This is a genomic window from Thioalkalivibrio nitratireducens DSM 14787 (assembly GCF_000321415.2).
GTDB lineage: Bacteria > Pseudomonadota > Gammaproteobacteria > Ectothiorhodospirales > Ectothiorhodospiraceae > Thioalkalivibrio > Thioalkalivibrio nitratireducens.
On sequence record NC_019902.2, the window covers coordinates 2,541,917 to 2,562,796 of the forward strand.

The following is a 20,880-nucleotide window of genomic DNA, read 5'->3' on the forward strand; positions in this document are numbered from 1 at the left end:
GTCTAGACGCAGACGGCCGGCGGCTGCATCCATGAGCGGGTGGCGCGGCGGCACGCGGGGAAACCTGTTTGGCGGGCTGCCTTCCCTAGCGGGGGGTGAGGCGTTCGAGGATCTGTTGCGGCGCAACCCGGTGCGCATCGAGCGCATCGTCAGCAGTGGCCGCCCGGAGCCCACCCTGTACGATCAGGAGCAGGACGAGTGGGTGTGCCTGCTGCAGGGCGAGGCCGAACTGCAGTTGGGCAAAGAGCGTGTGCCTCTGCAGGCCGGGGACTACCTGTTCATCCCGGCGCACACGCCGCACCGCGTGCTGCGTACCTCCGCGGAACCGCCGTGCATCTGGCTTGCGGTGCACATCGATCCCGGCAACTGAATCGGCGCCCCCTGCCCGCTGTATGGGCCCACGCGTGCCTGAACCACACAGCGGCGTGACTTCGCCAACAGGCGGGCACTGACGTACACCCCTGTACCAGCGACAAGCTGCCGCGGCTGGCTGATCTCCCTTGGGTAGCCGGTGAGACAGGTGCCTAGAAGGGACAGGAACGGGGTCGATATCCGGCCAGTCCGTTCGCGATGATACACTCCCACGCTGCCCAGGGAACCCGTTGATCATGCGTATCACCCGAAAGCTGGAGTTCGACGCGGGCCACCGCATCCCGGACCATCGCAGCCAGTGCCGACACCTGCACGGACACCGTTACACGATCATGATCACCCTGCGCGGCGAGATCATCGAAGCTTCGGGGGAACCCGTGAACGGCATGGTCATGGACTTCTCCGACGTCAAGGCCATCGCCAAGACCCACTTGGTCGATCGCTGGGACCACGCATTCCTCGTCTACCGGGGGGACCATAGAGTCGTGGAGTTCCTGGCCAGCATGCCGGACCACAAAACGGTCGTGCTGGACTGCGTGCCGACCGCGGAGAATCTCGCCCAACTGGCATTCCGGATCCTGGATCCGCTGTACCGGGACACTTACGGCAATCAGCTGCGTCTGGACCGCGTTCGTCTTTACGAAACCCCGAACTGTTGGGCGGATGCGGTGCGCGAAGACCTGGAAAACCGGTAACACACTCGGGGGATCGCGGGGAAAGAGGTTGCACCGCGAGCACCGGTGCCCAGGAGATGCCCCTTGGCGCGGCGCGTTGCACGGAACGGCGCAACGCCATCCGCCGCATGGCGTTCGTGCGGCCAGAAGTTCGGGGCCGCGCCGGCTGGCGGATGACGGCCTTCGGCCTTTTCCGCCCTACCGTTCGCCCTGCCGTTCGATCAGTCCCGTAGGGCGGAATAGCGCAGCGTCATCCGCCGTGCGGCGTTCATGCCGCCCAGGAGCCGGGGGGCACCCCAGCGCCGGCTGGCGGTTGACGGCCTTCGGCCTTTTCCGCCCTACCCTTCGATCACGGGAAGGTGCAAGCCAACCTTGACCGTTAGCGCTGGCGCTTGCGCTGGGCGGCCTGCTGGGCCTCGGCAAACAGTGCGGCCATGCCGCCGGTCGGCGCGGCCTCGGGTTTCGGCTTGCCGGGGCGTCGCTGGGCCGCCTTGTTGCGGTCCCCGCGCGGGGCTTTCGCATCCCGGTTCGCCGGGCCGCGGCTGGTGCCGGGTTCGGCGGGCTCCTCCAGGCGCCGGGTCAGCGCGATGCGCTTGCGCGCGAGATCGACCTCGAGCACCTTCACCTTGACGATGTCACCCGGCGCGACGACCTCGTGCGGATCCTTCACGAAACGGTCCGCCAGCGCGGAGATGTGCACGAGACCGTCCTGGTGTACGCCGATGTCGACGAACGCGCCGAAGTTGGTCACGTTGGTGACCGTTCCCTCGAGGACCATGCCGGGTTTCAGGTCCTTCAGGTCTTCCACGCCCTCGCGGAACTCGGCGGCGCGGAATTCGGGCCGCGGATCGCGCCCCGGCTTCTCGAGTTCGCCGAGGATGTCCCTCACCGTCGGCACACCGAAGCGCTCGCAGGTGTAGTCGGCCGGATTCAGCCGGCGCAGGAACGCGGCGTCGCCGATCAGGTCGTCGACCCGGCGCCCGTGCTTCGCAGCGATGCGCTCGACCACCACGTAGGCCTCGGGGTGTACCGCCGAGCCGTCGAGCGGGTTGTCGCCCCGCATGATGCGCAGAAAGCCCGCCGCCTGTTCGAAGGTCTTTTCGCCCAGGCGCGGCACTTCCATCAGCGCTTTGCGACTGCCGAATGCGCCGTGCTGTTCGCGGAACGCGACGATGTTGCTCGCGAGCGTGCCGTTCAGCCCGGCGATGCGCGCGAGCAGCGGTGCCGATGCGGTATTCACGTCGACGCCGACGCCGTTCACGCAGTCCTCGACCACCGCATCGAGGCTGCGCGCGAGCTGCACCTGGCTGACGTCGTGCTGGTACTGGCCGACGCCGATCGAACCCGGGTCGATCTTCACCAGTTCCGCGAGCGGATCCTGCAGCCGCCGCGCGATCGAGACCGCGCCGCGGTAGGACACGTCGAGCTCCGGGAACTCGCGCGCGGCGAGTTCGGACGCCGAATACACCGACGCGCCCGACTCATTGACGACGATCTTCTGCATGCGCAGCGCGGGCAGCTTGCGCAGCAGCTCGCCGGCAAGCTTGTCGGTCTCGCGGCTGGCGGTGCCGTTGCCGATCGCGATCAATTCAACGCCGTGCTGCTGGCACAGCGCACCCAACTCGGCGAGCGACGCATCCCAGCGCTTCTGCGGCGCGTGCGGGAACACCGTGGTATGGGCCAGCAGCTTGCCGGTGTGGTCGACCACGACCGCCTTCACGCCGGTGCGCAGGCCCGGGTCGAGTCCCAGCGTCGCGCGCATGCCCGCCGGCGGCGCCATCAGCAAGGCCTTCAGGTTGCGCGCAAACACGGTGATCGCGTCGGCCTCGGCGAGCTCGCGCAGACGCCCGAGGAGCTCGGTTTCCATGTGCACCGCGAGCTTCACCCGCCAGGTCCAGCGCACCGTTTCCTGCAGCCAGTCGTCCGCCGCGCGGCGCTGGTGTGCCCAGCCGATGCTGTGCGCGACCATCGCCTCGCAGGGGTGTGGCTGGGCGTTCTCGAGTTCCTCGGGAAGCGCCATCGCGACGCGCAGCACGCCCTCCTTGCGACCGCGGAACAATGCCAGTGCCCGGTGCGACGGGGTCTTCGCCAGCGGCTCGGCGTGGTCGAAGTAGTCGCGGAACTTGCTGGCCTCCTCGGCCTTGCCCTCGGCCACCTGCGCGCGGATCAGCGCATGTTCCCAAAGCCAGGTGCGCATCCGGGTCAACAGGTCGGCGTTCTCCGCGAAGCGCTCCATCAGGATCTGCTTCGCGCCGTCGAGCGCGTCCTTGGCGGTCTCGATCTTGTGCTCGGCGTTGAGATACTGCTGCGCGGTGGCCTCGGGATCCAGCGTCGGGTCACCCAAGAGCGCGTCGGCCAGCGGCTCCAGCCCGGCCTCGCGGGCGATCTGCGCCTTGGTGCGCCGCTTCGGCTTGTATGGCAGGTACAGGTCCTCGAGGCGAGTCTTGCTGTCGGCCGCGAGGATGTCGGCTTCGAGTTCCGGGGTCAGCTTGCCCTGCTCCTGGATGCTCTTCAGCACCGCCTCGCGGCGCTCTTCCAGTTCGCGCAGGTAGCGCAGGCGCTCTTCGAGCATGCGTAGTTGAGTATCGTCGAGCCCGCCGGTGACTTCCTTGCGGTAGCGCGCGATGAACGGCACGGTCGCGCCTTCGTCGAGCAAGGCGACGGTGGCGCGCACCTGCTCCTCGCGGCACTGGATCTCGTCGGCGATGATGGCTTCGATGCTGCGGCGCGGCTGCGACATGGGCGGTCGGTCCTTTGGGAGGATGGGCACGGCGTCGGGCATGATAGGCAATGCGGCCGCCCGTGCCCACCCGGGTCAGTCGGCCCAGAGTGCGTTCAGCGGAAACGAAATCGCGTCGAACGGCGGAAGCTGGATGGCATTGTCATTCTCTTGCACCCCGAGCAGCAGCCAAGCGGCCGTCTTGGTTCTCGAAGGCCTCGAGCGTGCGCAGGTCGGGATCGATCAGCCAGGCGTGGCGCACCCCGGCGCCGGCATAGATCGGTAGCTTTTCCACCCGGTCGACGCGGGCGGTCGACGGTGAGAGCACCTCGCAGATCCAGTCCGGTGGCCGTTCGAACCAGGCCGTTTCCGGCAGGGTCGGAAGACGTTCCCGGCGCCAGCCCGCGAGGCCGGGGACCAGCACATGCGGCCCGAGGTGGAGTTCCGGCCCGTCCAGGATCCACCAGCCACCGGGGCCGCCGCGGCCCCTGTCGAACGGCCCACCCACCTCGATGCCCAGCGCGGAACTGGCAACCGCATGGCGCGGTGCCGGACGCGGATGCGTGCCCAGTTGCCCGTGGATGATCTCCGCAACGAGGTTCTCCGGGACCTGGAGCAGATCCTCGTAGGTTGAAGCGCGGGTCGCGGGTGCGTTCATGGCTGCCTCGTGCTTGCTCGAAAACGGCTACGTCAAGGCTACCCCGGGCGCACCAGGGGCACCAACGCGGAACCCGCGATCGGACCTTCGGCCGGCGTGGGGTCGCCAGCCCCCGCGCCTACGCTGCCGAGGACGCGGGGTGGGCAACGAGAAGCGCGCTCGCCCACACGCCTTGGCGGCCGGGACGGTGGACTTGCGGTATCGGCCCATCCCGCTCGGGGAGCGGGCCTTGAATCCCTTCCTCAGTCCTTGAACGTGTACTGCTTCTCCAGATCCTCGTGGATCTCCCAGGTACAGGACATGCCTTTCGGGAAGGTGATCAGGTCACCGCGCTCGAAGGTCTGCGGCCGGCCGCCGTCCGGTGTCACCGTGACCCGCCCCTCCAGCAGGTAGCAGACCTCGGTACGGTCGTAGGTCCACCGGAATGTCGATGCCTCCTTGCTCCAGTAGGGCCAGCCCGGTACGCCGAGGACATCCAGCTTGGCTGGGGACGGATTGCGTTCGAAGAAGATTTCCTGGTCGTTCATGCCCCGCTCCTGTCTGTGGCGATTGCGCGTCATGTTGCCGCGTCCGGGGGGCGAGGACCAAGTCTGCCGCGCCCGGTGGGGAAAATGCGGAAGCCGCCCCTCGGCGCGTCCGTCCCCGCGCCCTCCCTCCGGCCGTGCCGCGGGCGTCGAGAGACCCCGGCGGATCGGAACCCGCGCCATGGACCAGGAGCGACCTGCGCATCATGCGAGGTCATCGGTGCAACAGGCACCGGGACACTGCGAACGCCGAAAGGAGGATGAAGCTGCGCCGCGATCGTCGTGTCCTGGACGTTAAAGTGACCTTTGAGAAGTCGAGTCCAAGAACCAAGAAAAAAATGGTAAAAAGATACTTGGCATAGCCCCGTCCCGAGGCACTTCTTTCCATGTACAGACACCGGTGTTTCGCACTAGCACTCGGGATTCTTCTCGCCCTGGGACCGGCCGGAATCCTCTCGGTCGCCGGGCCTGCGCCTGCCGCAGATCCTGGCCTTGCGGCGAAGACGCAGCTGCCGGGTCTGGCAGAGATTCCCGTGCGTCCCACAGATTCCTCGCCTGCGGCCAGTCTCCCGCCTTCAGTACGGACGGCTTCGTCTGGCGGTACTAACATTCCAGGATCGCAGCTGCACGAACTGCGCCCAGTGGCCATCGCAGGACTGGTGCTGGTACTGCTCGTGGCGGTGATGGTCCTGTACAGCAGCAACCGGCAACTGCGCTCGCAGGGAAACCGTCTTGCCGCCGGCGAATCTCGGCAAAGGGCCGTGTTCGCAGCGCTGGGCGAGGGCGTGTACGGCACCAACGCCGACTTCGAATGCACTTTCGTAAACCCGGCAGCACTGAAGATGCTGGGATTCACCCAGGAGGAGGTGATCGGGCGCGATCCGCACACCCTGTTCCACTACCAGTGCGCCGACGGGCAGCCCTGTGCCCGGGAGGAATCCTCGGTCTTTCAGACGGTCCGGGACGGCCGCACCCGTCATGAAGAGGGCTGGCTCCTGCGCAAGGATGGTACCGGGTTTCCCGCTGACATGATCGTAACCCCGATGGTGGAGGCGGGCCACGTGACCGGCGCGGTGGTCGCATTCAGCGACATCTCCGAACGCAAGGCCGCAGAGGCGCAGCTGCGCCAGCTTTCGCTGGCGGTCGACCAGAGCCCCGAGAGCATCGTGATCACGGACCTCGACGGTCGCATCAAGTACGTGAACCAGGCCTGCGTAAACAAGTCCGGCTACTCGCGCGTCGAACTGCTCGGAGCCAACCCGCGCGTGTTTCAGTCGGGCCGCACCCCGCCCGAGACCTATCGAAAGATGTGGGACACCGTCACCAGCGGGCAGATCTGGCGCGGGGAACTGATCAACCGAAACAAGCACGGGCACGAGTACACCGAACTCGCCACGCTTGCCCCGGTGCGCGACCACAACGGCCGTATCAGCCACTTTCTGGCACTGAAGCAGGACATCTCGGAACTCAAGCACGCCGAGGCGGAGGTACACCGGCTCGCGAACTACGACCGGCTGACCGAACTCCCGAATCGCAGTCTGCTGATGGACCGGCTGGCCCAGACGCTGGCCAGCAGTTCCCGCCATCCGCAGCGATCGGCGTTGATCCTGTGCAACATCGATCGTTTCAAGATTCTGAACGAGGCCCGCGGACAGGCCTCCGGCGACCTGCTGCTGAAGGCCGTCGCACGGCGTCTCGACACCCTGGTCCGAGAGAGCGACACGGTGGCCCGGCTCGGTGCCGACGAATTCGCGATTCTGCTGCAGAACCTGGATCCGGAGCAGGGCAGCGCCAGCCGCAGCGCGTTCTCGGTAGCGGAGAAGATACATCTCGCCCTGCGCCATCCGTTCACGCTGGACCAGGACGTAGTCAATATCACTGCCAGCATCGGCATCACTCTATGGCCCGAGGATGCTGTCCCGCGCATCGGGTCCAACGCATCGGCGCGCGACACGCCGCAGGAAATCCTGCGCCGTGCCGATACCGCCCTGCACAAAGCCAAGCGTGCGGGCGGAAACCAGAGCGCATTCTTCGAAGCCGGCATGGGGGAAGTGGCGCAGCTGCGTTTCCACCTGGAACGGGAACTGCGCGAGGGAATCCCTGCCGGGCAGCTTCGCCTGTTCCTTCAGCCGCAGGTCGATGCCGAAGGGCAGATCGTGGGCTTCGAGGCGTTGGTCCGGTGGCAACACCCCGGGCGCGGCCTGCTGCTACCGAATGCATTCATACCGGTGGCGGAGGAATCCGACCTGATCGTCGAGATCGGCGTCTGGGTGCTCACCGAGACATGCGAGCTGATCGCCCGCGAGAAGGCCCGGGGCCGCCCTCTCCGCATCGCCGTGAATATCAGCCCCAGGCATTTCAAAGAAGCGCATTTCGTACCCTGGGTGCGTGATCTGATCGCGGCGACAGGGATCGACGGTCATTCACTGACGATGGAAGTGACCGAGGGCCTGATGATCGACAACTTCGACGACGTGATTGCCCGAATGTCGGCGCTCCAGGAGCTCGGCATCCATTTCTCGGTGGACGATTTCGGCACCGGCTACTCGTCGCTGTCCTACCTCAAGCGGCTGCCAATCCATGAACTGAAGATCGACAAGGGCTTCATCCAGGATGCCCCCACCGACCCAGAAGACGCCGCACTGGTGGAAACGATACTGAACGTGGCGAAGGATCTGGGGCTCACGGTGGTGGCCGAAGGCGTGGAAACCGCCGAACAGGCCGCGTTCCTGAATTCCCGGGCGAGGGCTGTCCACCAGGGACATTTCTATGGAAGGCCGGAGCCCGCGGAAGCCTGGCTCGAACGCACAGCGACGCTGTCTTCCATGCGCGTGACCGCCGACTGACGGTCGTCACAACGCGCACCCGTGTGAAGGCCGTGAAGCCCCGACACCGGGCGGTGAAACACCACCAGCGTTGATGCCTTCTGTATCAGCCGATACCCACTCCAGAAAGCGGCCTTTTGGCACCGAGGGTTGCGATGCGACCCATACTCCGGGCACAGGGGGCCGAAGGACGTCATCCGCCGTTCCCACGCCGGGCCTGCCTCAGGCACCGGGGCAGTGCAAACGCGGAACGACGGATGACGCGGCGTGCCTCGCGCTGACGGGTGAATCCGCGTTTACCCAGGGCTAGAACTCGTATCTTGCCCCAATCTCGAAACTGCGCTCGGGTCCGGCATAGATGCCCTGACGCAACCCGGCGATGTAACGCTCGTCCGTGAGATTCTTGACCGCACCGAATACGGCGAAACGGGGATTGAAGTCATAGCTCGCCGTCAGATCCACGGTGTAGTGGCTGGGCACCAGACCCGAAAAACCGTGGTTCTCCGGATCAATCTCCCGCCGGTTATCGCCCGTACCAAAGACCGAGCCGGTGTAGTTGTACATCAAGGCCGTCTTCAGCGGACCTTGCTCATACGACAGTGCGACATTGGCAACCCACTCCGGCGAGTACGGCAGGCGATTCCCCGCAGCGATACCTCCCACGCGATCCTCACGAAATTCAGCAGTGGGAACCCAGGTGACATTGCCATCCAGACGGAACCCTGCTGGAAGGTCATACCCCATAGCAGCTTCCAACCCCTGAATCAGCGCACTTCCCTCGTTGGGATTGCGAATTCCCGAGATACCGGGATCGACCTGGTTGGAGAAGTCCATCTGGAACGCCGCCGCTTCGTAGTTCCACGGCCCGGTGGCACCCCGCATGCCCAACTCGAGATTCACGGACGTTTCAGCATCGGTAGGCGCGTCATCGGCTCCGATTACACTGCCGACCACGGGCGGCTGAAAGGCGCGGTATACGCTCCCATAGAACTGCAAGGCCGGGTTCAGCTGATAGGTGGCCCCAAGACCCGGCAAGAATTCGGTATTGGAGAACGTATCCGCAGGACCGCCCGTCTGCCGATCCTTCCGCTTCTGCTCGTAGGTCTCTACGCGCAAACCCGCCGTCACCGACAGCTGATCGGTGACGTCGAAACGGTTCTCCGCAAAGCCTGCCCAGCTCTTGGCCGAGTCAAGGCGGTCTCGGCGCAGTCCCTGGCCGTCCACGGCAATCGGGCTGCGGGGTGCGGCCCGGGTGGCTCGGGGCCTCGTGTCATGCATCTCCTCTTCCATATAGCGCAGGCCGAATTCCGCCGTGTTGTTGATCCCGAATGCCGAGTGGTTCAGGAACAAACGAGAGTCCACCCCGATCCGTTCGAAGTCCCGGTTCCGCCCCTCCAGGATGTCGGTAAAGTTCCATACGGTATGGCCATCCGCATTGGTGGTGGTACCGTCCACATTGAACCGCCAGTAGTCACGACTCGTCTCCATCCAGTACGCCACCGTCTTCAGGCGCATATCGGGATTGATATCCCACTCGTGGTTGACGTCGAAGGCCGTGCGCTCGGTCTCGAAGCGGTCATCCGGCGCGGGGTTGAAAGTCGCGCCTGCGTCGAACGCGTCCTGGAAATAGCCGCGATACGAAATGGCGGCGTCGTTTTCGTAGTAGGAGAATTTCGCGCCGAGAAACTGGTTGTCGCCGATGGCGCTGCCAACCTTGATCATGACATCCGTCATGTCCCATTCCTTGTCCATCCAGCCATCGCTGCTGGCATCGGTCACGACGAGACCAAACAGCGCGTCGCCGGAAGGCGAACTCCCCCCCGCCTCGACGGTCACCTCGCGCGTGTTCCACGAGCCCACCGTGCCGGTGACGGCGAGGCCATCGTCCGGGGTCCTGGTCTGGTAGTTGATCACACCGCCACTGCTGGCCGGGCCGTAGCGGAGCGAAGCGGCGCCTCTGAGGATCTCGACACCGTCCATGCGCTGAACACGCGGATTGTAGTAACGCTGGTTGCCGACGAAGATGCCCGGCTGCACCGGCACACCATCCTCCAGCACCGTCGTCTTGTACTGATCGGCGGGGATACCGCGCACTCCGTAGTTGGTGACGATCGCGCTGTCGTCCTCGCGCTTGATGTACATGCCGGGCACTCGGCGCAACACGTCCTCGGTGGAACGCGGGCGGGTCTCCTTGATCTCGTCTTCGGTTACGATCGTCACCGCCCCGGGTGTTGCGGATACGTCGGTAAGGCCCGGCGCCACCACGTCGATCCGTGGCAGCACGACCGAAGCCCTTTCTTCGGAAGCGGCATCGGACTCTTCAGCCTTCACAGTCCCGGTGCCAGCCATTCCGGAAATCGCCACGGCAACGGCCAGTGCGAGCTTCCCGGTACGAACCGGCATCTGGGCAACACCCGAGCGCCGCCCCAATATCGTCTTGCGAGCCATTTCTTTCTCCCTTCAATGTGCACGACAACGCACCTCCACGACCGGTGAGATGCCGCAGTTCAAATGACAACTAAAAAATGGCTGGCTGAGGGAACAGGTCCCCTGGCTGGCGGGTGCCGTGGCGATAACCCCGGGCAATGTAACGCTGGTTCTTTTTGGTCAGGATCAGCTTCTACTGGAGGTCACCCGAAGGGTGTAGCATACGGTATCGCGAATGCGAACGATTTTCAACCCCGTTCGCAGATTGTTTGGGGTCGGTAGAGTGAGCGGGCCTGATAACGAACTACCTGATTATCACGAAACTCCGCAGCGAGTGCGACGCCGTGCGGCATCGGTCGTCATTGCGAGCGTAGCGCGGCACTAATGCGCATAGCGCATTGAACAGCCACAGGCTGGCCCGAAGGGCGAGCGCAGCGAGTAATCCAGGCGGCGCGGGGAGGACTAACGCCGTTTGGATCGCCACGTCCCGCCACGCTGCGCTCGCGGCTAAAGGCTTCGCTCCTCGCGATGATGCTGGTTTCGAAGATGGCCCAGTCCAGCTTGCGGAGCTTCCGTGATAATCAGGCATCAATTTACCCCCTCCGGCCCTCGCCGATGTGATGCCGTTGACCAGGATGCGGCCGACGCGGGGAACCGGGTTCGCGTAGCCCGTCCGAGTCGGGTTCGACGGACTACTTGGTCAGGATCAATTTGTTCCGGTTGGTCTGCCGCAGCACATACCACTCGCCCTCGTGCTCGATACGGAGCTGCCGCGCCGAGCCTAGCAATACGTCGCTGCGCGTGGTGGGAATCGGCCGGCCCGAACCTCCAGCGTGCAGCGTCTGGTCGTTGCCGGTTCGGCGTATCCGGCCATTGTTCTCAGAGTCCGTTGCCATCACTGCGCCTCCGGCTGCGAGACGAAGCCGAGGCGTGCGACGCCGGCCCGGCGGGCGTCGGCCATGATCCGGGCGAGCGCCTCGTAACGGGTGTCGCGGTCGGCGCGCAGATAGACCGCCAAGTCCGGATTGGCCGCTACCGCCTCCTGCAGGCGCCCAACCAGTACCGTCTGGTCGATCGGGGCGTTGTCCCAGTACAACTGTCCCGCGGCATCCAGCGCGAGCGTGACGCTGTCGATGGTCTGTTCGCTGGGCGCACTGCTGGCGCGCGGCAGTTCGAGTTGCACCGAATGCGTAATCACCGGCGCGGTGACGATGAAGATCACCAGCAGCACCAGCATCACGTCGACCAGCGGGATCACGTTCATCTCCGACATCGGCTCATTGGTGTCGCCCAGGCGTCCGAAAGACATGGCTCAGGCCCCCTCGGCCGATGGCCGCGTGTCGCTGGCGGGGAGCGGCTGCTCGATCCGCCGCCCGTGTAACCCTGGTGCGTAATCGGAGTGCATCAGAAACGCGTGCAGGTCGTGGGCAAACGCCTCGAAGTCCTGCTGCATCAGCCGGTTGAACCGGTTGAAGATATTGAAGAACGCGACCGCGGGGATCGCCGCGGCAAGGCCCGCCGCGGTCGCGACCAACGCCTCGCCCAGCGGACCCGCAACCAGATCCATCGACACGCTCTCCATGATCGAAAGTTCGATCAGCGCGTTGTGAATGCCCCATACTGTTCCGAACAGACCGATGAACGGTGCCAGACTGCCCACCGAGGCCAGCAGCGTCTGCCCGGCCTGCAGACGCAACTGCTGCCGATCCATCGACTGCCGGATCATGCGGATCATGTGATCGTCCAGGCGCTGTTCGCCCTTCGGACTGGTGTCGTGGCGACCCGGATAGGTTTCCACCGCGTGCCAGCCGTCGCGCGCCATTTCGGCGAGCGGACCGCGGTTGTCGAAAACCGCATCACGGAGGGCGCGAGTGCTCCCCGCATTCCAGAATGCCTGCAGAAAGCGCCGGTTCGCCCGACGTGTCTCGATCAGGCTCAGACCCTTGGTTGCAGCGATCGCCCAGGTCGCGATCGACAGCACGAGCAGGGTCAGGAAGACGCCGATCAGTACGACATCGCCGTGCTGAAAGACATAGAAAATGTCGAGTTCGGTCATAAGATCGGCCCCTCGGGGCGTTGTCGTGTTCAGTCGTTCACCGCAGACGGAATTCCATCGGCACGATCACCGATCCGGCCACCGGGCGCGTGCCCCGCCTCGCCGGCTCGAACCGCCAGCCTTCGACCGCGGCCAGTGCCGCGTTGTCCAGCCGTTCGTGTCCGCTGCTTTTCTCCACCCGCCAGGAAACCGGCCGCCCGTCGGCTCCGACCGCAACCCACAGCAACACCGTCCCTTCCTCGCGCCGGCGCTGCGAGAGGCGCGGGTACTCCGGCGGCGGATTGTTCAGGTAGGCCGCGCCGAAACCCGGCTCCTCAAAGGGTTCGTCGGCCTCACCCAGTCTCTCCACGGGCACCGGCTCTTCGGCCACGTTGGGCCCTGCGACCGCAGTCTCTTCGGGCGTGGCGACTTGCTGCCTCTGCGTACGCGGTTCGGATCGCGGCATTGACTCGGGCTTGGACTCGGGCTCGGGTTCCGGCTCAGGCTCGGGTTCCGGCTCAGGCTCGGGTTCCGGCTCAGGCTTGGGTTCCGGCTCAGGCTCGGGTTCCGGCTCGGGTTCCGGCTCGGGTTCCGGCTCGGGTTCCGGCTCGGGTTCCGCGGCTCGGGCTCCGGCTCCGGCTCCGGCTCCGGCTCCGGCTTCGGCTCGGGTTCCGGCTCGGGTTCCGGCTCGGGTTCCGGCTCGGGTTCCGGCTCGGGCTCCGGCTCCGGCTCGGGTTCCGGCTCGGGTTCCGGCTCGGAACCGAGTTGTGCGTTATCGATTTCGTCAGTGGTCGGCAGATCCTCGGGAGGAGCCGGGGGAAGCGTCAGGTCCCCCAGCTCGATCCAGCTTGCCTGCATGCCCCCGCGTCCGAGATCGAGGGTCGCCTGGCTCGCCTGCCAAACGACCAGACCGCCCACCGCGGCCCCGTGCAACGCGAGGCTCGCAAGAATCCCGAGCGCTAGCCGCGAACGGCGCGGCGCGTGGGATGCGGGAAGGTCGGTAATCGGCATAACGGATTGGGGTGGGCATGGCCAGCGGCGCTCAGCCAGCGCTGCCCATCTGACTTTGTTCGTAGTTCTGGAGACCAACCCGCTCGATCAGGGCCAGGTTGGTCTCCAGCCAGTCGACATGCTCCTCCTCGCTGTTGAGGATGCTCTGGAGCAGGTCTCGGGTCACGTAGTCCTGCACCTTTTCACAGTGGGCGATCGCCTCCCGAAGCAGAGGAATCGCTTCCTGCTCCATGGCCAGGTCGCATTCCAGGATCTCCTTCGTGTTCTCGCCGATCCGCAGTGTCCCGAGATCCTGCAGGTTGGGCAGGCCTTCCAGAAACAGGATCCGGTTGATCAGCGAATCGGCATGCTTCATCTCGTCGATCGACTCGCCGTACTCGTACTCGTCGAGTTTCTTCAGGCCCCAGTCGCGGAACATCCGCGCATGCAGGAAATACTGGTTAATGGCCGTCAGTTCGTTCTTCAGCGCCAGGTTCAAGTAGCGCAGAACATCGGAATCACCCTTCATTTGGTCGTCCTCCTCGGGAATTGTCGTGTCTGTGTGTCCGGGCTTCTACTCGCAATGAACGCCAGCCTGTCGAAGCCGGGCAGAGAGGCCTCAGGCCTTTAGTTGCTGCCCCGTCTCGCAGCAGGACCGGCCGCGGCTGCGCAGCAGGCCCAGCGCCCGTTCTCCGCATTTGCCGCATTCGGAGCATACGCCAAGACGTTCGCGAAGATCGCGCATCCGCAGCCCCGATTCCAGATCCGCCAGGGACAGGATTTCCTGCTCGCGAACGGCCTTGCAGACACATACGTACATCGGGCACAACCCCATCCGGTGAACGATGGCCACCAATCATATTGGTAACGCGAATCGTTTGCAACACCGTTCCCTGCACCCAAATGCGTAGCCGCCCTTCAACTGATTCGCCATGTACCTATATACTCATGCAGAGCGCTGCATTCGCACCTACACTCAGGCTGCTGGAACCCGCCAACCCCAGGAAGCGTCATGGAATTCGATCCCCTACTCCTCTCCCGTATCCAGTTCGCGTTCGTCGTGTCTTTCCACGCGATCTTTCCGGTCTTCACCATCGGGCTCGCCACCTACATCGCGCTACTCGAGGCGATCGCCTACCGTACCGGCGATGATCACTGGGCCCGCCTGTCGCAGTTCTGGATCAAGGTATTCGCGGTGGTCTTCGGCATGGGTGTCGTGTCCGGGCTGGTGATGGCATTCCAGTTCGGCACGAACTGGAGCGAGTTCTCCTACCGCACAGCCAATTTCCTCGGACCGGTGCTGGCCTATGAGGTCGTAACCGCGTTCTTCCTCGAAGCGGCGTTCCTCGGTGTGCTGCTGTTCGGCCGCAAGAAGGTACCGCCCGGCGTGCATCTGTTCGCCGCGGTGATGGTCGCGCTCGGCACTTTCATCTCGTCGTTCTGGATCCTGTCCGCGAACTCGTGGATGCAAACGCCCGCAGGCTTCGAGTTTCGTGATGGCATCGTGCACGTGACGAGCTGGCTGGAGGCGATCTTCAATCCGTCGTTCGGCTACCGCTTTGTGCACATGGCCATCGCCTCACTGCTGACCGGCGGCTTCGTGGTCGCGGGCATCTCCGCCTGGTACCTGCTGCGCGGACACGCGGTCACCGCCAGCAAGCGGGCACTGAAGATGACGCTGGTGATGCTCGCGATCGCCGCTCCGGCCCAGCTCGTGATCGGCGACTTCCACGGCCTGAACACGCTGGAGCACCAGCCCGCGAAGGTCGCGGCGATGGAGGGTGCCTGGGAGACCCAGGAGGGACTACCGCTGCTACTGTTCGCGATCCCCGACGCCGCCAACGAGACCAACCGTTTCGAGATCGGAATCCCGAAACTGGCGAGCCTGATCCTGACCCACGAGTGGGACGGCGAAGTCCAGGGGTTGAAGGAATGGTCCGCGGAAGAACGTCCGCCGGTCGGCATCGTATTCTGGACCTTCCGGATCATGGTTGCGATCGGCCTATTGATGATTGTGGCTGCACTATGGGGCGCGTGGCTGCTATACCGGCGCCGCCTGCTCGACAGCCGCGGCTACCTGCGCCTGCTGACCTGGATGATTCCGCTGCCATTCGTGGCGGTGCTGGCCGGCTGGTTCGTGACCGAGGTTGGACGCCAGCCGTATGTGCTCTACGGCGTGATCACGGTGCAGGATGGCCTGACGCCGGCGCTGACCGGTGGCATGGCCCTGTTCACGCTGATCGGCTACATCCTCGTCTACGCGGTGGTTTTCACCGCGGGGATCTACTATCTGACCCGAATCGTGCGCAAGGGCATGCCGGAAACCGACGAAGAGCAACAGGACCCGCAGGGACACCCGAAGCGGCCGCTGTCGGCGGCGGACACTCCGCTCGATTCATCGGCCGGGCTTTGACAGGGAGAATGCGGCATGTTTGATTTCACCTATCTCTGGGTACTGATCATCGGCTTCGGCGTGCTGATGTATGTGCTGACCGACGGGTTCGACCTCGGTGTCGGCATCCTCTTTCCGTTCGCACGCAGCGAGCAGGACCGGGACATCCTGATGAACTCGGTCGCCCCGGTCTGGGACGGCAACGAGACCTGGCTGGTGCTGGGCGGGGCGGGCCTGCTGGCGGCATTCCCGCTGGTCTACACGGTATTCCTGCCGGCGCTGTACATCGGCGTGTTCCTGATGCTCGCGGGGCTGATCTTCCGCGGCGTCGCGTTCGAGTTCCGCTTCAAGTCCGCGCCCGGCCGGCGAGCCTTCTGGAACTGGGCGTTCTTCGGTGGCTCGCTGGTCGCGACCTTCGCCCAGGGCGCGGTCGTAGGCACGTTCATCCAGGGCTTCGAGACCGAGAATTTCCGCTATGTGGGCGGGCCGCTCGACTGGTTGACCCCGTTCACCGTGATGACCGGCCTCGGCATGGTCGTCGGCTACGGACTGCTCGGCGCGACCTGGCTGCTGCTGAAGACCGACGGCGAGACGCAGCAGTGGGCACGGCGCTGGGCCTACCGGCTGCTGGCGGCGATGATGGTGTTCTTCGTGATCGTCAGCCTGTGGACGCCGCTGGCCGACGAATACGTGCGCGGCCGCTGGTTCCACAACCTGACCTGGCTGTGGCTGCTGCCGCTGGCCACGGTACTGGTCGCCGCTGGCCTTTGGCGTTCGCTGAGCTGCTGCTACGAAGCCACGCCGTTTATCGCCACGATCGGCCTGTTCGCGTTGTTCTACGCCGGCCTGCTGTTCAGCAAGTGGCCGTACGTGGTCCCGCCGAACTACACGTTCCACGACGCCGCCTCGGCGCCGGAGAGCCAGCTGTTCCTGCTGATCGGGCTACTGTTCGTGATTCCCTTCGTGCTGATGTACTCGGCCTGGACCTACTATGTATTCCGGGGCAAGGTCCGCGCCGACGCGGGGTATCACTAGCTCTCATGGCCAGCGGCCACCCTGCAACATGAAAAGGTGAGCCACGGAAAGCACGGACAGACACGGAAATAAGGATTTGATTTGTTTCATCTTCCGTGATTTCCGTGTTCTTCCGTGGCTATCATTTCACGTTGACTTCCATGCCCCGTGAGACCACCCCCGGTGATGAAAGATGCGTAGGGCGGAAAAGGCCGAAGGCCGTCATCCGCCATCCGGCGCCCGGGATGCCGCGGGCGCCTGGGCACTGCGAACGCCGTGTGGCGGATGACGCTGCGCTATTCCGCCCTACGGGACTCGTCCCCACCTCGGGTTCTTTCACGTTACGCTTGCGGCTAGAGGCCTCACGCCCCACGATCACCCATCCATCAGCGCTTCCCTAACGCAGCGCCCTCCCCCCTCACCCCCGTCCCGCTTGCGGGGGAGGGTTTGGGAGGGGACCGGCGCACAACCCACATCCGAAACCCGCGCGTGACCGCCCGGCTCCAATGCCGACCGAACCCCCTGCTTCCCCCACACCGCCGACACCCCGCGACTTCCTGCGGGGCCTGCTCCGCGCGCACCGGCGCTGGCTGCACCTGTCCTGGCTTGCCGGCCTCGGCGCGGCGGCCGCCACCGTCGCGTTTGCCGGCAGCATCGCGTGGCTGGTCCACCAGAGCCTGTTCGCCCCGGGCCAAACCGGCCCCTGGCCGTGGCTTGGGCTGGCACTGGCGGCGGCGGTCCTGCGCTATGGGCTGCAGACGCTGCGCGACTGGAGCGGACAGCGTCTCGCCTTCGCGGTCCGCGGCGAGCTGCGTGCCCGCCTCGCCGGCACCGCCACCCGCATCGGCCCGGTGCATCTCGGCCAGCGCGGGCATTCCGGCGCCTGGGCCAGCCGCTACCAGGAACAGGTCGACGCCCTTGGCGGGTATTTCGCGCGCTACCTGCCGGCACTGGGGCTGGCTTTCGCAGTGCCGCTGTTGCTGCTGGCCACCGCCTTTGCGCTGGACTGGGTCGCCGGGCTGCTGCTGCTCCTGTCCGCACCGCTGATCCCGGTGTTCATGGCCCTGATCGGCATGGGCAGTCAGCAAATCCACGAAGAGCAACAGGAGCGTCAGAACCGGCTCGCCGGGCACTTCCTGGACCGCATCCGTAACCTCGACCTGTTGCGCCGCAGCCTCGCGCTGGACGCCGCCCGGGCCGAAGTGGCCACCGCCGCGCATGGCTACCGGCGCCTGAGCATGCGGGTGCTGCGAGTGGCCTTTCTCTCCTCCGCGGTAATGGAGTTCTTCAGCGCGGTCGCAATCGGCCTGGTCGCGATTTATGTAGGGTTCGCGCTGCTCGGGTTCCTGGAGTTCGGGCCGGCCGGCGAACTCGCGCTGTTCCCGGGCCTGTTCGTGCTGCTGCTCGCCCCCGAGTACTTCCAGCCGCTGCGGCAATTCGCGCAGAGCTACCACGACCGAGCGGGTGCCGTCGCGGCGGCCTCGGCGCTGGCGCCGCTGCTGCAGCCGGCCGCGCGCGGGCAGCCGCCGGCGCCATCAGCTGCCGGGCCGCTGCTGCGCCTGGAAGGCGCCGGAGTGCGCTACGATTCCGAGGGCCCGCCCGCGCTGCAGGGCGTGCACCTCGAGATCGCCGCGGGCGAACGCGTCGGGCTCGTCGGGCCCAGCGGCAGCGGCAAATCGACCTTGCTGGCACTGTGCGCCGGCTTCGTCGCGGCCGACAGCGGCACGGTCATCCGCGCGCCGGCGGCTGCCCGGTTTGCCTGGATCGGCCAGCGGGCCCACCTGTTCCACGGCAGCCTGCGCGAGAACCTGCATCTGGCTGCCGGCCCCGATGCGACCGATGCCGAACTCGCGACGGCATTGCAGGCGGCGGGACTGCCGGTGCACGACCCGACCCTGCCCCTTGGACTGGACACGCCGATCGGCGAAGCCAGCCGCGGCATCTCCGGCGGGCAGGCGCAGCGCGTGGCGCTGGCCCGGGCGCTGCTCTCCGGCAGTCGCCTGTGGCTGCTGGACGAGCCGACCAGCGCGCTGGACCGGGAGACCGCGGAAGACCTCCTGGCGCGACTGCTACAGCACGCGAGCGAACGCGGCATCACGCTGCTGCTGGCCACCCACCAGATCGAGGTCGCCCGGCGGATGACCCGCATCCTGCGGCTCGAGGCCGGGCAACTGTGCGAGGATCGGCGTGTCTGAGTGGTCGTTCCTCCGTACCGTACTGCGCGGCCGCCGCGCCTGGACCGGTACCGCCTACCTGCTGCTCGCGCTGACCTGGGCCGCCGGGATCGGCCTGCTGGCATTGTCCGGCTGGTTCATCACCGCGTCGGCATTGGCCGGGGCCGGTCTGCTGCTCGGACTGGAGCTGTTCACGCCGTCCGCCGGCATCCGTGCCGCCGCGCTGCTGCGCACGCTGGCACGCTACGGCGAGCGGGTGATCGGGCACGAGGCCGTGCTGCGCGTGCTGGCCGATCTGCGCATACGCAGCTTCGCCGCCATCGCCCGGCTTCCGGCCGCGCGCCAGCGTGCGCTGCGCAGCGGCGATCTCCAGCAGCGCCTGACCGCCGACATCGACACGCTGGACGCGGTACCCCTGCGCATCACGGGTCCCCTCGTTGCGGCGGTGCTCGCCATCGCTGCCGCCGCCGCGCTGGCGGCATGGCTGGCGCCATGGCCCGCTGCGCTGCTGCTGGTCGCAGGTGCGGTGCTGACACTGGCCACGTCGCTTGCCGCCGCCCGCGCCGGGCAGGCGCAGGGGCGCGAGCTGATCGAGCAGCGCAGTCGCCAGCGGGTCGCGCTGCTCGACTACTTCGGCGGGCTCGCCGAACTGCTCGCGTACCGCCGGATCGACCGGCAGCGGGCGCTGCTCGACCGGCTCGAACACGACCAGGCGGCCCGCCTGTGGCGCCAGGAGCGCGTGGCGTTCGTGACCGACCAGGCGGTGCAGCTGCTGGTCGCGGCCCTCACGCTGGCGATGCTCGGGCTGGCGCTGCACTGGCACGCGCAGGACCGCATCGATGCGCCGGTGGCGGTGCTGCTGACGCTGATGACGCTGGGCCTGAACGAGGTGCTGAGCACCTTGCCGGGCGCGCTGTGGCGCGTCGGCGAGAGCCTGCAGGCCGCGGGCCGCCTGCAGCAGCTCGGACTCACCGCCGACGAGAAGGATTCTGCGCCCGCGCCGGAACCTGCAAGCGATCGGCCGGCACCAGCCCCCGATGGCACACTCGAGGCACAGGACCTGGCGATCGGCTTCGACCCCGGCCGGCCGCTGGTGGCCGGCCTGTCCTTCGTGCTCCAGCCCGGGCGCCCACTGGTGATCCACGGCCGCAGCGGCGTCGGCAAGACCACGCTGCTGGAGACGCTGGCCGGCGAACGGGAGCCGCTGACCGGCGAGTTACGACTCGCGGGTCGGCGGCTCGGCGACTGGCCGGAAGCCGCCCGCTACCGCGCCGTGGGCTACCTGCCGCAGCACACGTTGCTGCTGGACGCGAGCATCGGCGAAAACCTGCGCCTCGGCCGGCAGGATCTTCCGGATCAAACCCTCTGGCAGGCGCTCGAGACGGTCGATCTCGCCACGGCCCTTCGGCGCGAGGGTTTCGGGCTGGACTATGCGGTTGGCGAGGGCGGCCGCCGGCTGTCGGGAGGCCAGGCCCGGCGCCTGGCGCTGGCTGCCCTGCTGCTGCGCGACACGCCGGTGATGCTGCTGGACGAACCGTTCTCAAGCCTCGATCCCGGCACCGTAAAGCGCGTGCTGCAGAGAATCGCGCCCTGGCTCGCAACCCGGCGGGTAGTGATCGTGACCCATGCCCCCGAGACGCTGCCCGGCAGCTGGCCCCGGCTGCAGATCGCGCCGCCGCGCGGCTGAGCCCGGCGGCCGGGCGCCGCTGCCCGCGGACGCGCGGACCGATCAGGCATCGCCGGGACGCCAGACACCCGAGGCCTGCTGCGGAGGCGGTGCCGCACCCTTGCGGCTCTCGACATCCAGGAACACCGAGTGCATGAACTGCCCGAGTTCCGAGAGGTAGTCCTTGCGCTGTTCGACGGGCTCGGGCATCTGCGCCACCAGATACCCGACCACGGCCGCGAGGTACTGCACCGCCACCACGGTTTCGCTCGCGCGGGGGTCGGCCGTAGTCAGCGCGTTCCTGAGATTCTGGATCAATTCGCCGGAAAGTTGCAGGCTATCGTCGCTCATCGGGAATCCCTTCGTTGGATTGGGAGGGGCATCAGACTACGGCATCGATCCGCCAGGCA

The 20,880-nt window shown here is 66.3% G+C and carries 17 protein-coding genes and 2 pseudogenes; 7 read left to right on the top strand and 12 right to left on the bottom strand.

Annotated features, from left to right (window positions below; genetic code table 11):
• Positions 1-31: 31 nt before the first annotated feature.
• Positions 32-370, top strand: coding sequence for a cupin domain-containing protein (locus TVNIR_RS11585; protein ID WP_015259220.1), 339 nt, complete (start codon positions 32-34; stop codon positions 368-370).
• A 238-nt stretch (positions 371-608) separates the two neighbouring features.
• On the top strand, positions 609-1,067 hold the full coding sequence (gene queD / locus TVNIR_RS11590; protein WP_015259221.1) for a 6-carboxytetrahydropterin synthase QueD: 459 nt from the start codon (positions 609-611) through the stop codon (positions 1,065-1,067).
• Between the two features lie 358 nt (positions 1,068-1,425).
• Here queD and TVNIR_RS11595 read toward each other — a convergent pair whose 3' ends face one another.
• The 3 genes and pseudogenes from TVNIR_RS11595 to TVNIR_RS11605 all read right to left on the bottom strand — a co-directional run bounded on the left by TVNIR_RS11595 (position 1,426) and on the right by TVNIR_RS11605 (position 4,950).
• Entirely contained in the window at positions 1,426-3,786 is a 2,361-nt protein-coding gene (locus TVNIR_RS11595) for a Tex family protein (RefSeq protein WP_015259222.1), read from the bottom strand.
• Between the two features lie 75 nt (positions 3,787-3,861).
• Positions 3,862-4,423 (bottom strand): annotated as a pseudogene (locus tag TVNIR_RS11600) (Uma2 family endonuclease).
• Between the two features lie 242 nt (positions 4,424-4,665).
• Positions 4,666-4,950 (bottom strand): cupin domain-containing protein, encoded by a 285-nt coding sequence (locus tag TVNIR_RS11605; RefSeq protein WP_015259224.1) that lies wholly within the window; start codon positions 4,948-4,950, stop codon positions 4,666-4,668.
• Between the two features lie 638 nt (positions 4,951-5,588).
• Between TVNIR_RS11605 and TVNIR_RS11610 the strand changes: the two genes are divergently transcribed.
• Positions 5,589-7,793 carry a sensor domain-containing protein gene (locus tag TVNIR_RS11610; RefSeq protein ID WP_015259225.1) on the top strand — a complete coding sequence of 735 codons (2,205 nt, stop codon included), beginning with the start codon at positions 5,589-5,591 and terminating at the stop codon, positions 7,791-7,793.
• 285 nt (positions 7,794-8,078) lie between these two features.
• On the opposite strand, the gene TVNIR_RS11615 is transcribed toward TVNIR_RS11610, so the two are convergent.
• From TVNIR_RS11615 to TVNIR_RS11650, 7 genes and pseudogenes are all read right to left on the bottom strand, one after another.
• Positions 8,079-10,220, bottom strand: coding sequence for a TonB-dependent receptor family protein (locus tag TVNIR_RS11615; RefSeq protein ID WP_015259226.1), 2,142 nt, complete (start codon positions 10,218-10,220; stop codon positions 8,079-8,081).
• A gap of 671 nt (positions 10,221-10,891) precedes the next feature.
• Positions 10,892-11,095, bottom strand: a complete 204-nt coding sequence (gene hemP, locus TVNIR_RS11620) for a hemin uptake protein HemP (protein WP_015259227.1) — start codon at positions 11,093-11,095, stop codon at positions 10,892-10,894.
• Positions 11,095-11,508: an ExbD/TolR family protein gene (locus tag TVNIR_RS11625; protein WP_015259228.1), complete on the bottom strand. Its 414-nt coding sequence runs from the start codon at positions 11,506-11,508 to the stop codon at positions 11,095-11,097. Before TVNIR_RS11625 ends, hemP begins: the two co-directional genes overlap by 1 nt.
• Before the next feature lie 3 nt (positions 11,509-11,511).
• Entirely contained in the window at positions 11,512-12,255 is a 744-nt protein-coding gene (locus TVNIR_RS11630; RefSeq protein WP_015259229.1) for a MotA/TolQ/ExbB proton channel family protein, read from the bottom strand.
• A gap of 37 nt (positions 12,256-12,292) precedes the next feature.
• A pseudogene (locus tag TVNIR_RS21300) lies at positions 12,293-13,245 on the bottom strand (energy transducer TonB).
• A gap of 31 nt (positions 13,246-13,276) precedes the next feature.
• On the bottom strand, positions 13,277-13,753 hold the full coding sequence (bfr, locus tag TVNIR_RS11645; RefSeq protein ID WP_015259232.1) for a bacterioferritin: 477 nt from the start codon (positions 13,751-13,753) through the stop codon (positions 13,277-13,279).
• Positions 13,754-13,843: 90 nt separating this feature from the next.
• Positions 13,844-14,044, bottom strand: coding sequence for a (2Fe-2S)-binding protein (locus tag TVNIR_RS11650; RefSeq protein ID WP_015259233.1), 201 nt, complete (start codon positions 14,042-14,044; stop codon positions 13,844-13,846).
• Between the two features lie 192 nt (positions 14,045-14,236).
• Between TVNIR_RS11650 and TVNIR_RS11655 the strand changes: the two genes are divergently transcribed.
• Positions 14,237-15,637: a cytochrome ubiquinol oxidase subunit I gene (locus tag TVNIR_RS11655; RefSeq protein ID WP_015259234.1), complete on the top strand. Its 1,401-nt coding sequence runs from the start codon at positions 14,237-14,239 to the stop codon at positions 15,635-15,637.
• A gap of 15 nt (positions 15,638-15,652) precedes the next feature.
• Complete coding sequence (cydB, locus tag TVNIR_RS11660) at positions 15,653-16,651, top strand: cytochrome d ubiquinol oxidase subunit II (RefSeq protein WP_015259235.1); 999 nt, start codon at positions 15,653-15,655, stop codon at positions 16,649-16,651.
• An 86-nt stretch (positions 16,652-16,737) separates the two neighbouring features.
• Here cydB and TVNIR_RS20760 read toward each other — a convergent pair whose 3' ends face one another.
• Positions 16,738-16,917, bottom strand: a complete 180-nt coding sequence (locus TVNIR_RS20760) for a hypothetical protein (RefSeq protein WP_083499451.1) — start codon at positions 16,915-16,917, stop codon at positions 16,738-16,740.
• Between the two features lie 219 nt (positions 16,918-17,136).
• Between TVNIR_RS20760 and cydD the strand changes: the two genes are divergently transcribed.
• Positions 17,137-18,825: a thiol reductant ABC exporter subunit CydD gene (cydD, locus tag TVNIR_RS11665; RefSeq protein ID WP_015259237.1), complete on the top strand. Its 1,689-nt coding sequence runs from the start codon at positions 17,137-17,139 to the stop codon at positions 18,823-18,825.
• Positions 18,818-20,491 (top strand): thiol reductant ABC exporter subunit CydC, encoded by a 1,674-nt coding sequence (gene cydC, locus TVNIR_RS11670; protein ID WP_015259238.1) that lies wholly within the window; start codon positions 18,818-18,820, stop codon positions 20,489-20,491. Before cydD ends, cydC begins: the two co-directional genes overlap by 8 nt.
• A gap of 42 nt (positions 20,492-20,533) precedes the next feature.
• Here cydC and TVNIR_RS11675 read toward each other — a convergent pair whose 3' ends face one another.
• Positions 20,534-20,821, bottom strand: coding sequence for a hypothetical protein (locus TVNIR_RS11675; protein WP_015259239.1), 288 nt, complete (start codon positions 20,819-20,821; stop codon positions 20,534-20,536).
• Positions 20,822-20,880: the final 59 nt, after the last annotated feature.